General features: G+C 56.6%; 11 protein-coding genes and 5 tRNA genes. 14 read left to right on the top strand and 2 right to left on the bottom strand.

The window, feature by feature from the left end; genetic code table 11:
• Positions 1-86 precede the first annotated feature (86 nt).
• Both ONB52_05660 and ONB52_05665 read right to left on the bottom strand, forming a co-directional pair.
• Complete coding sequence (locus ONB52_05660) at positions 87-1,211, bottom strand: hypothetical protein (protein MDZ7415635.1); 1,125 nt, start codon at positions 1,209-1,211, stop codon at positions 87-89.
• Positions 1,212-1,699: 488 nt separating this feature from the next.
• Positions 1,700-2,182: an arginine repressor gene (locus tag ONB52_05665; GenBank protein MDZ7415636.1), complete on the bottom strand. Its 483-nt coding sequence runs from the start codon at positions 2,180-2,182 to the stop codon at positions 1,700-1,702.
• A 790-nt stretch (positions 2,183-2,972) separates the two neighbouring features.
• Here ONB52_05665 and ONB52_05670 point away from each other — a divergent pair.
• The 14 genes from ONB52_05670 (at position 2,973) to rpoC (ending at position 15,005) form a co-directional block, all read left to right on the top strand.
• Positions 2,973-3,045 (top strand) — tRNA-Thr (locus ONB52_05670).
• Between the two features lie 38 nt (positions 3,046-3,083).
• Positions 3,084-3,165, top strand: a tRNA-Tyr gene (locus ONB52_05675).
• Between the two features lie 88 nt (positions 3,166-3,253).
• Positions 3,254-3,326 (top strand) — tRNA-Gly (locus tag ONB52_05680).
• Between the two features lie 14 nt (positions 3,327-3,340).
• Positions 3,341-3,416 (top strand) — tRNA-Thr (locus ONB52_05685).
• A 52-nt stretch (positions 3,417-3,468) separates the two neighbouring features.
• A complete protein-coding gene (rpmG, locus tag ONB52_05690; GenBank protein MDZ7415637.1) occupies positions 3,469-3,618 on the top strand; it encodes a 50S ribosomal protein L33 in 150 nt (49 codons plus the stop codon).
• A 14-nt stretch (positions 3,619-3,632) separates the two neighbouring features.
• Positions 3,633-3,706: transfer RNA gene (locus ONB52_05695), tRNA-Trp, on the top strand.
• Positions 3,707-3,765: 59 nt separating this feature from the next.
• Positions 3,766-3,969: a preprotein translocase subunit SecE gene (gene secE / locus ONB52_05700; protein MDZ7415638.1), complete on the top strand. Its 204-nt coding sequence runs from the start codon at positions 3,766-3,768 to the stop codon at positions 3,967-3,969.
• 38 nt (positions 3,970-4,007) lie between these two features.
• Positions 4,008-4,592, top strand: coding sequence for a transcription termination/antitermination protein NusG (nusG, locus tag ONB52_05705; protein ID MDZ7415639.1), 585 nt, complete (start codon positions 4,008-4,010; stop codon positions 4,590-4,592).
• Positions 4,593-4,612: 20 nt separating this feature from the next.
• A complete protein-coding gene (rplK, locus tag ONB52_05710) occupies positions 4,613-5,035 on the top strand; it encodes a 50S ribosomal protein L11 (protein ID MDZ7415640.1) in 423 nt (140 codons plus the stop codon).
• 46 nt (positions 5,036-5,081) lie between these two features.
• Entirely contained in the window at positions 5,082-5,789 is a 708-nt protein-coding gene (gene rplA / locus ONB52_05715; protein ID MDZ7415641.1) for a 50S ribosomal protein L1, read from the top strand.
• Between the two features lie 16 nt (positions 5,790-5,805).
• Positions 5,806-6,354 (top strand): 50S ribosomal protein L10, encoded by a 549-nt coding sequence (gene rplJ / locus ONB52_05720; protein MDZ7415642.1) that lies wholly within the window; start codon positions 5,806-5,808, stop codon positions 6,352-6,354.
• Between the two features lie 87 nt (positions 6,355-6,441).
• The gene (rplL, locus tag ONB52_05725) at positions 6,442-6,822 is read left to right on the top strand and encodes a 50S ribosomal protein L7/L12 (protein MDZ7415643.1); all 381 of its coding nucleotides are present in this window, start codon (positions 6,442-6,444) and stop codon (positions 6,820-6,822) included.
• Between the two features lie 84 nt (positions 6,823-6,906).
• Positions 6,907-10,713, top strand: coding sequence for a DNA-directed RNA polymerase subunit beta (gene rpoB / locus ONB52_05730; protein MDZ7415644.1), 3,807 nt, complete (start codon positions 6,907-6,909; stop codon positions 10,711-10,713).
• A 77-nt stretch (positions 10,714-10,790) separates the two neighbouring features.
• Entirely contained in the window at positions 10,791-15,005 is a 4,215-nt protein-coding gene (gene rpoC / locus ONB52_05735) for a DNA-directed RNA polymerase subunit beta' (GenBank protein ID MDZ7415645.1), read from the top strand.
• Positions 15,006-15,049 lie beyond the last annotated feature (44 nt).

A 15,049-nucleotide genomic window follows, 5' to 3' on the forward strand; every position in this document is an offset into this window, starting at 1 on the left:
GGCAGAATCTGTCCGTGGCCGCGCCAGGCGCGATTTCCCATGATTTGCAATTTGGACAAAGCACGGCAATGGCGTTTGGGAAAACGCTAGAAGAAATTGAATTGCAAGAATGCCGCCGACTGTTGTGAGACGGCTTCGGGCCTCAAGACAGCAATCAAGCCGGAGGCGCTGCCGACGGGAGCCGGTGAGAGCGCGGCCCGTTCCGACAGGGGCAGGAGCTGCCCGGCAGGGCTCAGGCCCAGCAACCCCAGGCGTTCATCAGCCCCACCCGGGCTGCGCACAACGACGATAAGGTGATCTCCCCATCGTTGGGGGGAAGCGAAATTCACAGCAAAATCACGGGCAGCGTCGCAGCCCAACCGCCAGAGTACGATGCCATTCCTGGCGTCGAAGGCGGTCAACTCGCCATGGCCGAGCGCTAAAAGTGTGTCACCCGCAGTGTTCCAGAGCAGATGTGAAGCTTCGCGCAGGCCGGTGGCGAAGGGGATCACGCCGCGGTTGATGTTGGCGGGATCCAGACAGTAGATGACATCATCACATCCCAGCAGAAAGATTTGGCCGGTGTGCGGATGGCGCAGCGGCGGTGCGGACACATCAAAACCGGTTCCGGGCGCCAACGAGTGACTTTCCTGGCCGGTATCCAGATTGAGCCGAACTGCCTCCTGCACAGTGTGGTAGAGAATTTCATTATCCGCACTGAGCTTGATGACCCGGCTCGCCGGCCCGAAATGCTGCCAGGGCAAAGTGACCACCTGTCGTGACGAGGTATCAATGGAGAGCCAGCGCCAGCATGCGGCCAGGCGGTTGTAAAGGCGAATGACCACCCGCGTTCCGCTGATCACCGCCTCATGGATTTGCCAGGCCTTGTCTGACAAGCGAAACAAACACCGGCAACCGGGATGCGGGGCGAGGGTGAGATGAAAGATGACCCGCCGGCCCAGCGCCAGAAAGCCGGGCAGCCACTGCGGATGTGAGACCGGTTGAAACCGTGTAACAAGATCGCCCGGCTGATTGCGAAAACGGCTCATGAGGCGCGGCGGATTTAAAAAGGCATTCGCCATCAAACCGATGCCCCAGTTTGCGGCAGCAAAGGTCAAATAGCCCCAGCCGGTGGCCATTGCTGTGATGCTGCCGGCGACAATATTGGGCAGGGTCGTCTGCCGGAGGCTTTTGATTTGGGGCTGCCGTGCGACGTCGCGTTGTGCCAGCATATGCTGCAAACTCTCTTCATAAGAGAGGCGCTGGCCGCAATGCCGGCAAAACCGCGCGACAGTGCGGTTGGTGGCACCACAACCCGAACAGCGCAGAATGGGTTGCCGGCAACTCGGATCACTGCACACCTCAGAAAGGCCGTTGTCGGCATTGCTTGCTCCATTGACCCCGGGTTGGAATTGCCCAAGAATTGGTGCCACCTCATGGGGGTAGGGACAAAGCCACTTTTCGCGGTGAGTTGTGGGTTCCGGCATCATGTCGTTATGGTATGCAATCATTACATTGTTTCTATATAGGTTTTAGATGATGGATTCGCGGAAAAAAATCTGGCAGGCCGCCTTCACTTTGGGCGGACTGGCGGTTGGGTGGGATCAGGAATAAGATCGGAGTGCCGGTCGGTTGCTGATCTGCCGTTTGTGAGACAATGGCGGATAAAACTTTTTAAGGAAGAGAAGAAAGGCGGGGAAATGGCAAAGCCTGTGTGCCTTCAGGCTGGCTGGCTGTTGCCCTCGGCTTTTGTGTCACTGGCGCCGAGATTGCGCAAAAACTCGATCACGACCTGCGTCTTGCTCATGCTTGCCGGAACAACGAGCAGCGTGTCGTTGCCGGCCACGGTGCCGAGAATATCCGGATGTTTGAGATGGTCGATAAAAACACCCACACCGGGCGCGCGCCCCGGCAACGTCTTGATCAGAATCGCACATTCATTGCCTTGAATCTGCACAATCTCCTCCTGCACCACACGGCGCAGCTTTTTGCCCTCCGCGACTTCGGGCAAAACGTAGCGCACACCGTTGTCCTCCGGCATGCGTGCGATGCGCATCTCGCGCAGGTCGCGCGAGAGAGTGGCTTGTGTGACTTCCACGCGTTGCCGCCGCAACATCCGGCTCAACTCATCCTGGCTGGAAATATGATGGGAGACAATCAATTCGCGGATGATCATTTGACGTTGCTGCTTCGTCAGCTTCATAGATGGCTCCTGTGAAGTGCGTGGGGCAGCCTCTTGCGCAGCGTGGCGGTGTTCCCTGTCGGATGGTCGCAAGAGATTATTCAGCAGCGCGAAAAAATATTCCAAATAGTCGGCAATGTCAATTGATTTTTACGGGAAGTTGAATTTACCCGGTAGGGCGCCTGCGCAACAGCGGCAACAAGCGGTTCGTCCGCCGGAACAATGAAAGCTTCTGGCACGACACGGCTGCTTTGGTGGGAACAACGCAGTGGCACGGCCATCACGTGACCAACAACCACCCGAGAGATGATCGCGACCAAGCTTGTGTTGTGATACAGGCCGGCTGTAGCAGCAGAACCGCAACAGCGAAAAGTCAGAGCGTCAGGGGGCCTTTCTCTCTCGGCACGATGGCGAGGACGCCAATCGCAACACTTTTCGACTCCATGGCAGGTGAATCCCCAACGAGAAACATCGGCATCAACCCATGGTTGCGGCTTTTTTCTGGCAGTTTCCACTGTCTGTGCTGGGTGTGGTGGTTTTGCCGCGCCGTTCCGGCAGTCATCCTTTTCGCGTGATTTTTTGATTGTCAAAATGTAACCGTTGCGAGCAAAATAAATCTTGACAAATTCAACAACTTTTATATATTACGAGTCTATGTCCAAAAACTACAGGCTCGAAAGATAAAAAAATTCGTGCCGTGCAACCGCACAAGACGCGAGATTAGATTCTAATTTCAAGTCTGATGGTCTTGTTTTGCCTGAGCTTAAAGGATAGATTTCTTGGTGCCTGTCAGTGTCAACGGCACGAAGTTGCCACCATAGCTCAGACGGTAGAGCGCCTCACTTGTAATGAGGAAGTCGCGGGTTCGATTCCTGCTGGTGGCTCGAGGTAGCGACACGAGCAGTGCTTGCTTTCAAGTCAAGGGGAGGTTCCAGAGTGGCCAAATGGGGCAGACTGTAAATCTGCTGGCTATGCCTTCGGAGGTTCGAATCCTTCCCTCCCCACTCATTGTTGGGTGTGCACCACACACTGGTTGTGGATGGAACATGTCAGGGTGCCGGGCTGCAAGCTTGGCGCAAGAAATGCTCTCAGGCGGGAGTAACTCAGGTGGTAGAGTCACAGCCTTCCAAGCTGTTGGTCGCGGGTTCAAGTCCCGTCTCCCGCTCTTCGTGCAAGCAGGCTCACGTAGCTCAGTCGGTAGAGCACTTCCTTGGTAAGGAAGAGGTCACCGGTTCAATCCCGGTCGTGAGCTCCATGTTGGTGTGGTAAGTATCCCGGATGATAATTAAGACAGGGTTTGACGCGCCGTGAGAGAAAACATCACCCTCGAGTGCAGTGTTTGCAAGCGCCGTAATTATGCCATGACCAAAAACAAGAAGACGCATACGGCGCGTGTGGAATTCAAGAAGTATTGCCGCTTCTGCAACAAGCATACTCTTCACAAAGAGTCGCGTTAGCGCGGCTTCTGTGTAGGCCTGTAGCTCAACTGGCTAGAGCGCCGGTCTCCAAAACCGGAGGCTGGGGGTTCGATTCCCTCCAGGCCTGCTACCGCAAACCTAGGCCACCGGCCACGTGATCGTCACGAATTGCAGAAAGACCGCACCATGAAGAAGCTGCTTGAAAAAGCGAAGTCCTATTTTGATGAAATCAAGACCGAGATGACCAAGGTAAGCTGGCCGAGCCGGGAGAACCTGAAAGACTCGACCCTCGTGGTTCTGGTGGTGACTCTTTTCTTTTCGATTATCACCGGTGCGGTTGACCGGCTGCTCTCCTGGGGCGTGCAGCAGCTTTACCGGTTGATCGGTTAGAAGCAATCAGAGAACACTTCAAATTTCCATACATTCCCGTGGAAGAAACTCCTGAAAAAAATAATACCGAGACCTCAGGCTCTGAGACCTCGGCGAAAAAATGGTACGCGATTCACGTTCTCTCCGGACATGAGCGAAAGGTCAAGGCCTACTTGGAGAATGAAGCGGCAGCCCTGGGCCTTTCCGATCGCATTACCGGGATCTTGATTCCCTCCGAAGAAGTCACGGAAATGCGCGAAGGCAAGAAGCGCGTCCGCAACAAGACTTTTTTCCCGGGCTACATGCTCGTCGAGATGGTGCTCGACAAGGACACCCAACATCTCATTCTCAACACTCCCGGCATCACCAATTTCGTCGGCCCCAAGAACAAGCCGCAACCGCTGCGCCAGGATGAGATTGACCGCATTCTCGGGCGTGTGCAGGAGAGCCGTGCCAAGGAAATTGTCTCCGTACCATTCAAGGTCGGGGACCCGGTGCGCGTGACTGATGGTCCTTTCTTAGATTTCACCGGTTTTGTCGAGGAGATAAACGAAGAGAAGAAAAAGGCGAAAGTCATGGTCAGTATTTTTGGCCGCTCCACGCCTGTTGAGCTGGATTTCCTGCAAATTGAGTCGGAAAAATAACGAGGTCGGAGAGCTGAGGCATGGCAAAAAAAGTAGTCAAGGAAATCAAACTGCAAATCCCGGGAGGGCAGGCCAATCCCGCGCCGCCAGTGGGCCCGGCACTTGGTCAGCATGGTGTGAATATCATGGAATTTTGCAAAGCATTCAACGCCAAGACTGCCGATCGCCAGGGATTGGTCATTCCGGTTATCATCACTGTCTACTCCGACCGTTCTTTCACATTCGTGCTCAAGACGCCGCCGGCTTCGGTGCTGCTGCTGAAAGCCTTGGGCGCGGCCAAAGGCTCGGGCGAGCCCAATCGCAACAAGATCGGCAAGGTGACCAAAGAGCAGGTTCGGCAGATTGCACAGTCCAAGATGGAAGATTTGAACGCCAACGACCTGGAGGCCGCCATGCGCATGGTGCAGGGTACGGCACGCAGCATGGGCATTGAAGTTGTGTAAAGCAGGTGCAGCACTTCTTGAGAAACACTCCCAGACAGGGCCAGAAATTATGAAACACAGCCGTCGCTATCGTGAGCTTGCCAAACTGATCGAGCCGGGCAAGGAATACTCCCTGGAGGAAGCGGTGGCGCTGTTGAAAAAAACGGCGACCGCCAAGTTCAATGAGACCATTGAAGTGGCCATGCGCCTGGGCGTCGATCCCCGGCACGCGGATCAGGTCGTGCGGGGCACGGTGTCCCTGCCTCATGGCACCGGCAAGACGGTGCGGGTGCTGGTGTTGTGCAAAAGTGCCAAGGAAGCGGAAGCGCGCGAGGCCGGGGCGGATTATGTCGGCTTCGAAGAGTACATCAAAAAAATCAATGAAGGCTGGTTTGATTTCGACGTCGTCATTGCCACGCCCGATGTCATGGGTGAAGTTGGCAAGCTCGGCAAGGTGCTCGGGCCGCGCGGCCTGATGCCCAACCCCAAAAGCGGCACCGTCACTTTTGACGTCGGACAGGCGGTGAAGGAAGTCAAAGCCGGTAAAATCGAATTCCGGGTGGACAAGAACGGCATTCTCCATGTAAACGTTGGCAAGGCCTCTTTCACGGAAAGGCAGATTGCCGACAATGTGCGGACTTTTGTTGAAACCGTTCTCCGTCTGAAGCCGGCATCCTCGAAGGGCCAGTATGTGCGCAGCATCACGCTGTCGAGTACGATGGGGCCGGGCATCGCGATCGACAGCAATGCCGTGATGGGCGACCTCAAAGTTTAGACTTTTGGAAGAGACCATGCCACAAACCAAAGCAATTCGGCTGGAAAAACAGGAAGTCGTCCGTGATCTGGCCGCCCGATTGTCGGCGGCAAAAAGTGTCTTCGTGACTGACTACTCGGGCCTCACGGTTGAAGCGATTACCCGCTTGCGGCGGCAATTGCGCAAATCAAACGTTGATTATCGTGTCAGTAAAAACACGCTGACCCGCCTGGCCGCGACCCAGGTGGGGATGAAAGACATTGTGCCTCATCTTGAAGGCACGACTGCCATCGCCTTCGGCATGGGAGACCCGGCGGCGCCTGCCAGGGTGCTGCTCGATTTTCTGAAAAACAGCGAGAAGCCGACCATCAAGGCCTTTGTGTTTGAGGGCCAGTTTTATGACGGCAAACTCGCCGAACAAATCTCCAAGCTGCCCAGCCGCAACGAGTTGCTGGCGCGTTTGCTGGGTGGTTTGAATGCGCCCGTCGCCGGCCTGGCCAACTCGTTGCAGGGCATTGTGCGCAAGCTGGCCTGTGCGCTCAATGCCCTCGCCGAACAGAAACAAAAGACGGCAGCCACGCCCTGACCGGCGGACCGTGAAACCTTAGCGCCTCGGTGCATCGCACATGAGCGAGGCTTGTCATTTATTCATAAGGTCAAGAAGGAGGACGTAGTGTCTACCACTGAATTCATCCAGGCGATCGAGAACATGAGTGTTCTTGAACTGTCCAATTTGGTCAAAGCCATCGAAGAGCGCTTCGGCGTGTCCGCGGCGGCACCCGCGGTTGCGATGATGCCCCAGGCTGGCGGTGCGATGCCGGCGCAAGCAGCGGCGGAAGAGAAGACGGAGTTCGACGTGGTGTTGGCCAATGCCGGCGCCAACAAGATCAACGTCATCAAAGTCGTGCGTTCGCTCACCAATCTCGGCTTGAAGGAAGCCAAGGATCTGGTGGACAGCGCCCCCAAGACGCTCAAAGAGGGCATCAACAAGGAAGAGGCCCTGAAAATCAAAGCGCAACTCGAAGAAGCGGGCGCCACGGTCGAGATCAAGTAGCATCGCGGCCATCGCGCAACGTTCAGAATTTGACCCAGCCTTCTTTCCGCCGGAAAGAGGTTGCTGTTTACAGGTGCATGTTGCATGGAGCATACCAACGAAAAGCGGCGCTCCTTTTCGAAGCTGAGCACCGTGATCGATCTGCCGGATTTGCTGGACATTCAGCTCAAGTCCTTCAATGAATTCCTGCAGCTCGATGTCGAGCCCTCGAAGCGCGACAACAAAGGACTACAGGCGGTTTTCAAAGGAATTTTCCCGATTTATGACAGTCGGGAAAATTTTTGTCTGGACTTCGTGGAATACTACATCGAGAAGCCCAAGTATGACATGGACGAATGTCAGGAGCGGGGCGTCACTTATTCCGTTCCGCTCAAAGCCAAGTTGCGGCTGTCGGTGAAGGACGAGGAAAGCGGCACGTTCGGCGAAACCACCGAACAGATCGTCTACCTGGGCAACATCCCTGCCATGACCACCCGCGGCACCTTCATCATCAACGGCGCCGAGCGCATCGTGGTCAGCCAGCTTCATCGCTCCCCGGGGGTATTCTTCGATGAACTCAAGCATCCCAACGGCACCAAGCTCTTCTCCGCGCGCATCATCCCCCTGCGCGGCTCCTGGGTCGAGTTCCTCACCGACATCAGCGACGTCATGTACGTCTATATCGACCGGCGCAAGAAATTCCCGGTCACCACGTTGCTGCGGGCCATCGGCTACTCCAGCGACAAGGATATTCTGCAGCTTTTTGACCTGATCGACGAAGTCAAGCTCGCTGACCCCAAAGTCAGGCAGTTTCTTGGCCGCCAGTCGATCAATGATGTCGTCGATCGCGAGACCGGCGAAATCCTGCTCGAGAAAGATGCGGAGCTGACGGAAGAAGCGATCGAGCGTCTGAAAAAAGCCAGGATCACCACCGTGCGCCTGCTGCGTGCCGAGAGCGCCTACGGCCCGGAAGTGATTTCGAACACGCTGCGCCGCGACACCGCGCACTCGCAGGACGAGGCGTTGGAGGTGATTTATCGCCTATTGCGCTCCGGTGAACCGCCGGATTTGGACACCGCCAGGCAGTTTCTCGACCGCCTGTTTTTCAACCCCAAGCGCTATGATCTCGGCGAAGTCGGCCGTTACCGTTTAAACAAGAAGCTGGGGCTGGACATACCGGTGTCGACCACGGTGCTCACCGAAACCGACATCCTCACCATCATCAAATACCTGCTCGACATGCGCAACGGTCACCGCACTGCCGATGACATCGACCATCTGGGCAACCGCCGCATTCGTACGGTGGGCGAGCAGCTTGCGCAGCAGATGAGCGTCGGCCTGTCGCGCATGGCCCGCACCATCAAGGAGCGCATGAACCTGCGCGACAGTGAAAAACTCACCCCGCAGGATTTGGTGAATGCGCGCACCATCATCTCGGTGATCAACACCTTCTTCGGCACCAGCCAGCTCTCGCAGTTCATGGATCAAACCAACCCGCTGGCCGAATTGACTCACAAACGGCGCCTCTCGGCGCTCGGCCCCGGCGGGTTGACACGCGAACGCGCCGGCTTCGAAGTCCGGGACGTGCACTACACTCACTACGGCCGGCTGTGTCCGATCGAAACACCGGAAGGCCCGAACATTGGCTTGATTTCTTCGCTCACCACCTTTGCCCGCATTAATGATTTCGGCTTCATCGAGACGCCCTATCGCCGGGTCAAGAACGGCCGCGTGACGAATGAAATCGAGTACCTGTCGGCCGATGATGAAGACCAGTATGTGATTGCCCAGGCCAATGCGCCGATCGACAACAAAGGGCATTTCATCAGCAATCGCGTGAAGGCGCGGATCAAGGGCGAGTTTCCCGTGGTGCAGCCCGAGGAAGTGCACTACATGGACGTCTCGCCCAACCAGATCGTATCCGCGGCCGCGGCGCTCATTCCGTTTCTGGAACACGATGATGCCAACCGCGCGCTCATGGGCTCCAACATGCAGCGCCAGGCGGTGCCGCTGCTGGTGCCGGAGGCGCCTCTGGTCGGCACCGGTTTCGAAGCCAAAGTCGCCCGCGATTCGCGTGCCATGATCATTTCCGAGCATGACGGGGTCGTGGAGCATGTCGAAGCGGACAAGATCGTCATCCGCAAGGATCCCTCGCCGGGGCGTGGCAAGAAAACCGATCTGGAAACCCTGTTGAATTTTGAAGAATCCGATCTGGTGACTTACCGCTGCACCAAGTTCATGCGCACCAACCAGGATACCTGCATCAATCAACGGCCTCTTGTGCGCGTGGGGGACCGCGTCAAGAAGGGGGATGTGCTGGCCGACGGTTGTGCCACCCAGGGCGGCGAGCTGGCTCTGGGTCGCAATGTCCTGGTGGCGTTCATGCCCTGGCGGGGATACAATTTCGAAGACGCCATTGTCATCTCCGAGCGCGTGGTCCAGAAGGACATTTACACCTCGCTGCACATCGAGGAATTTGAGCTGCAAGTGCGCGACACCAAGCGTGGCGAGGAAGAGCTGACCCGCGAAATCCCCAACGTCTCCGAAGAATCGACCAAGGATCTCGACGAGAACGGCATCATTCGCGTGGGTGCGGAAGTGGTGGCGGGCGACATTCTCGTCGGCAAAGTCACGCCCAAAGGCGAAACCGACCCCACGCCGGAAGAGAAACTGTTGAAGGCAATATTCGGCGAAAAAGCGGGCGATGTCAAGGATGCTTCGCTCAAGGCGCCGCCGGGCTTGAAAGGCATCGTGATCGACACCAAACTTTTCTCGCGCAAGAAAAAGGATGCCAAGTCCAAGCGCCAGGAAAAGAAGAAGGTCGATGAGATCGAAGAATGGCACACCCGGGAATTGAACCGGATCAAGCAACTGCGCAACGAGAAGCTCATCAATTTGCTGTCCGGCGAGACCGCGGCAACCATTCGCGACCTGCACGGCAAAGTGGTGGTGCGCGCCAGCACCGAACTGACTCCCGAGCGTCTTGCGGAGCTGGATTTCGACAAACTCGACCGCGGTGAGGGCTGGACGGAAAAAAAGCGCATCAACGAACTGGTGGAGGCCCTGTTCTCCGCATATGAGCGCAAGGTGCAGGACACGGAAGAAGAGTACGAACGTCGCAAGCTCAAGATCATTGTGGGCGATGAATTGCCGCCCGGCATCGTGCAGCTTGCCAAGGTTTATGTCGCCAAAAAGCGCAAGCTGATGGTGGGCGACAAAATGGCCGGCCGCCATGGCAACAAGGGTGTTGTTGCCAAGATCGTTCCGATCGAAGACATGCCCTATCTGGAGGACGGCACGCCGGTTGACATCGTGCTCAACCCGCTGGGGGTGCCTTCACGCATGAATCTCGGTCAGATTTTTGAAACCAATTTGGGCTGGGCGGCTGCCAAGCTCGGGTTGAAATATGCCACCCCGGTTTTCGATGGTGCCAGCGAGGAAGAAGTTGTTGAAGAAATGAAACGTGCCGGCATTCCGGAGGATGGCAAGGTGGTGCTGTACGATGGCCGCACCGGCGAGCCTTTCAACGAGCGGGTCACGGTCGGCCAAATCTACATGCTCAAACTCTCCCACCTGGTGGAAGACAAGATTCATGCCCGCTCGATCGGGCCGTATTCCTTGATCACCCAGCAACCGCTGGGCGGGAAGGCGCAGTTTGGCGGCCAGCGGTTTGGTGAAATGGAAGTCTGGGCTTTGGAAGCATATGGTGCCGCATACACCCTGCAGGAAATCCTGACAGTGAAATCCGATGATGTCCGCGGCCGTTCCAAGGTGTATGAGGCCATCGTCAAGGGTGACAATTTACCCGAGCCCGGCCTGCCGGAATCCTTCAATGTTCTCATTCGGGAATTGCAGGGTCTGGGGTTGGATGTTGAGCTCATCGATGACAGTGGGAACGGCAAGTCCAACTGACCGGCCTTGCGGTTTGCTCTGACTGTGTGAAAAGCGTTGCCTTTGGAATAACCTCTCTGATGCAGTGGAGGTGAGTTTTGACATACTTTCCGAAACAGGATGCGGCCGCCCGTCGCAGCTTTAATGCCATCGCCATCAGCCTCGCCTCGCCGGACAAGATCCTCGAGCGGTCACATGGCGAAGTGACCAAGCCGGAGACGATCAACTATCGGTCGTTCAAGCCGGAAAAAGACGGCCTGTTTTGCGAGAAAATCTTCGGCCCGGTGCGCGATTGGGAATGCCATTGTGGCAAATACAAGCGCATTCGCTACAAAGGCATCGTCTGCGATCGCTGTGGCGTCGAAGTGACCACTAAATCGGTGCGCCGCGAACGCATGGGGCACATCACCCTCGCGGTGCCGGTGGTGCACATTTGGTACTGGAAGGCCCTGCCCTCCAAGATTGGCTACATTCTGGGCATGAGCGGCAAAGACCTGGAGAAGGTCATCTACTATGAATCTTATGTCGTGATTCAACCCGGTCGCAGCGGCCTGAAACCCAAAGAGCTGATCACCGAGGACGATTATTTCCGCATCTTGTCGGAACTGGGGGAAAACACCGGTGGCAACGAGCCGGGCACCGAGGCTTTCATCGCCAAGATTGGCGGGGAAGCTATTCTGGATTTGCTCAAGCGTGCGGATCCGGCGCAACTCTCGATGGAATTGCGTCAGCAGGTCAAAACGGAGACTTCTTTCCAGCGCAAAACCGAAGCCCTGAAGCGCTTGAAGGTGATTGAGGCGATCAAGCGCAGCAACAATCGCCCCGAGTGGATGGTGCTCTCCGTCATTCCGGTGATTCCGCCGGAATTGCGGCCGCTGGTGCCCCTGGAGGGCGGCCGGTTTGCGACTTCGGACCTGAATGATCTCTACCGCCGTGTCATTATCCGCAACAATCGGCTGAAGAAGCTGATGGAGATCAAGGCGCCGGAAGTGATCCTGCGCAACGAGAAGCGCATGCTGCAGGAGGCGGTCGACGCGCTGTTCGACAACGGCCGCAAGACGGCAGCGGTGCGTGGTGACGGCAACCGCCCGTTGAAGTCGCTGTCCGACATGCTGCGCGGCAAGCAGGGGCGCTTTCGCCAGAATTTGCTCGGCAAGCGCATTGACTATTCCGGCCGCTCGGTGATCGTTGTCGGTCCCGAGCTGCGGCTGCATGAGTGCGGCCTGCCCAAAGAAATGGCGCTCGAGCTGTTCAAGCCGTTTGTCATTCGCAAGCTCGTCGAACGTTCGATCGCCAAAACGGTGAAAAGTGCGAAAAAGATGGTGGACCGCCGCGATGGCAGTGTGTGGGATATCCTGGAAGAGATCATCGACGATCATCCCATCCTGCTGAACCGCGCCCCCACCCTGCACCGTCTGGGCATTCAGGCCTTTCAACCGATTTTGATTGAAGGCAAGGCGATTCAGATCCACCCATTGGTGTGCGCGGCGTTCAATGCGGACTTTGACGGCGATCAGATGGCGGTGCACGTCCCGTTGAGCTATTATGCACAAACCGAGACCCGCCTGCTGATGCTGTCGAGCCACAACATCCTGTCACCGGCATCCGGGCGGCCCCTGGCCATTCCCAGCCAGGATATCGTGCTGGGCATTTATTATCTCACCAAGGCGAAGAGCGGTCTGCCGGGCGAGGGAAAGATTTTTGCCAACGTCGAGGAAGTCAATATTGCCTATCATACCAATCAGATCGCCCTGCATACCAAGATCAAAGTCCGCATCGATGGCAAACTCATCGAAACAACCGTGGGCCGGGTGCTGCTCAACCGGATCGTGCCGCGCGAAGTCGGCTTCGTCAATGAGCTGCTTACCAAAAAACGTCTGGAGGAGTTGACCTCCCAGGTCTACAAGCAGCTCGGCAACTACAAAACCGCCCTGTTCCTGGATGAACTCAAGCAGCTCGGCTTCCACTTCGCGATGCTCTCCGGGGTGACCGTTGGGGTGAAGGATGTGATCATCCCGGATGAGAAGAACAAGTTCCTGGAAGATGCCTTCAAAAAGGCGCATACAATTCAGAATCAGTATGAAAAGGGCGTGATCACCGACGGCGAGCGCTACAACCAGATCATCGACATCTGGACGCACACCACCAGTGATGTGGCGGAGAAGATGTTTGATCGCTTGCAGGCTGACCGACAGGGCTTCAATCCCATCTTCATGATGGCCGATTCCGGGGCGCGCGGCTCCAAGGAGCAGATTCGGCAGCTTGCCGGCATGCGTGGTTTGATGGCCAAGCCGCAGAAGAAAATGACCGGCCAGATGGGCGAAATCATCGAGAATCCCATCACCGCGAATTTCCGGGAAGGTCTGTCGGTGCTGGAGTACTTCATTTCCACGCATGGCGCGCGCAAGGGTCTGGCGGACACCGCGTTGAAAACTGCGGACGCGGGTTACCTCACCCGCCGCCTGGTCGATGTGGCACAAGACGTCATCATTTCGATGGAAGACTGTGGCACGATTCTCGGCCTGCGCATCGGAGATTTGAAGGAAGGGGAGGAAGTTATCGAGCCGTTGCGTGACCGCATTCTGGGCCGCGTCGTGCAGGAGGATATTTACAATCCCGATACCGGCGAGATCATCTGCACCGCCGGCGATCTCATCGATGAAGACCGCGCTGATCAGATTTCCAACATCGGTCTCGAAACGGTGTTGATTCGTTCCGTGCTGACCTGCGAGGCCGAGCGCGGTGTGTGTGCCCGCTGCTATGGCCGCAATCTTGCCACTGGCAAGATGGTCGATATCGGCGAGGCGGTGGGCGTGATGGCTGCTCAATCGATTGGCGAGCCGGGAACGCAGTTGACCCTGCGCACCTTCCACATTGGCGGCACCGCCTCCCGCATTGCGGCACAATCGCAATTGAGCGCGAAGAACGACGGCATCGTGAAGTTCGAGAATCTCAAGTCGGTGTTGCATGGCGATGGCACCACCATAGCGGTGGGCCGCAATGGCAAGCTCAAGATCATTGATGAGAACAACCGCACGGTGGCGCAATACATCATTCCCTACGGCGCCAACTTGCTGGTGAAGGAAGATGAGGCCGTCAAGCGCGGTAAAATTCTCTTCCGCTGGGATCCCTATACCGCCAGCATTCTCGCCAATCATGACGGCGTCGTCAGGTTCGTGGATATCCGCGAGAATATCACCATGCGCGAGGAGCTTGATGAGACCACCGGCCTGAAGCAGCGGGTCATCATCGAGACGCGTCTGCGCAATCTCAGCCCGCAAATTCATATCATGGAAGGCGATCGCAAGCTCAGCACCTACATCCTGCCGACCCGTTCGCACTTGCAGGTGCACGACGGCCAGGAGGTCAAGGCCGGTGATGTGCTGGTGAAGATTCCGCGTGAGATTGCCAAAACCCGTGATATCACCGGTGGTTTGCCGCGCGTGGCGGAGCTGTTTGAAGCGCGCCGCCCGAAGGAACCGGCGATCGTGAGCGAGATCGACGGTCAGGTCAAATTCGGGGAAATACGCCGTGGCGTTCGCAAAATCACCATTGTTTCGCGGGATGGCAAGGAAGAAAAGGTCTATCAGATTCCGTATGGCAAACACGTACTCGTGCACGATGGTGATTGGGTGCAGGCGGGTGAGAAACTCTCGGAAGGCTCGATCGCGCCGCAGGATATTCTGAATATCATGGGGCCGAACAAAGTGCAGGAGTACCTGGTGAATGAAATCCAGGAAGTTTACCGCCTGCAAGGCGTTCGCATCAATGACAAGCACATTGAAGTCATCGTGCGGCAGATGCTGCAGAAGGTGAAGATCGAAGATCCGGGAGATACGGCTTATTTGGAAGGCGATCAAGTTGACAAGATTCGCTTCCTTGCCGAAAACGAGTCGATGAAGCAGCGGGTGGTGGTTACCGACCCTGGTGATTCCAAGTTGGCGGTGGATGCATTGCTTGACCAGGCCGAAGTCGACCGTCTGAACGACAAGTTGAAGGCCGCCGGCAAGAACCCAATCAAATTCCGTCCGGCGAAACCTGCGACTTTTCAACCCCTGCTGCTCGGTATTACCAAGGCTTCTTTGACCACGGATAGTTTTATCTCCGCGGCCTCCTTCCAGGAGACCACCCGTGTTCTCACCGAGGCGTCAATCGAAGGGAAAGTCGACCGGCTGCTGGGTCTGAAGGAGAATGTCATTATGGGCAATCTCATTCCAGCAGGCACGGGTCTGAGCAAGTTCAGGCGACTGCGAGTCTTCCTGGATGACCAGATCGGTGAAATGGAGACCACCATAAAAACTGCCGTCGGGTAGGGAGCCTTGTCTCGTGATGCTGGCATTGCCAGAACAAAAATATT

Source organism: candidate division KSB1 bacterium (assembly GCA_034506255.1).
In the GTDB taxonomy this organism is placed as follows: Bacteria; Zhuqueibacterota; Zhuqueibacteria; order Zhuqueibacterales; family Zhuqueibacteraceae; genus Coneutiohabitans; species Coneutiohabitans thermophilus.

Coding starts and splice junctions, on each gene's coding strand:
- ONB52_05660 (MDZ7415635.1), bottom strand. CDS start 1,211: ATGCTGGCACAACGCGACGTCGCACGGCAGCCCCAAATCAAAAGCCTC.
- ONB52_05665 (MDZ7415636.1), bottom strand. CDS start 2,182: ATGAAGCTGACGAAGCAGCAACGTCAAATGATCATCCGCGAATTGATT.
- secE (MDZ7415638.1), top strand. CDS start 3,766: ATGAAGAAGCTGCTTGAAAAAGCGAAGTCCTATTTTGATGAAATCAAG.
- rplK (MDZ7415640.1), top strand. CDS start 4,613: ATGGCAAAAAAAGTAGTCAAGGAAATCAAACTGCAAATCCCGGGAGGG.
- rplJ (MDZ7415642.1), top strand. CDS start 5,806: ATGCCACAAACCAAAGCAATTCGGCTGGAAAAACAGGAAGTCGTCCGT.
- rpoB (MDZ7415644.1), top strand. CDS start 6,907: ATGGAGCATACCAACGAAAAGCGGCGCTCCTTTTCGAAGCTGAGCACC.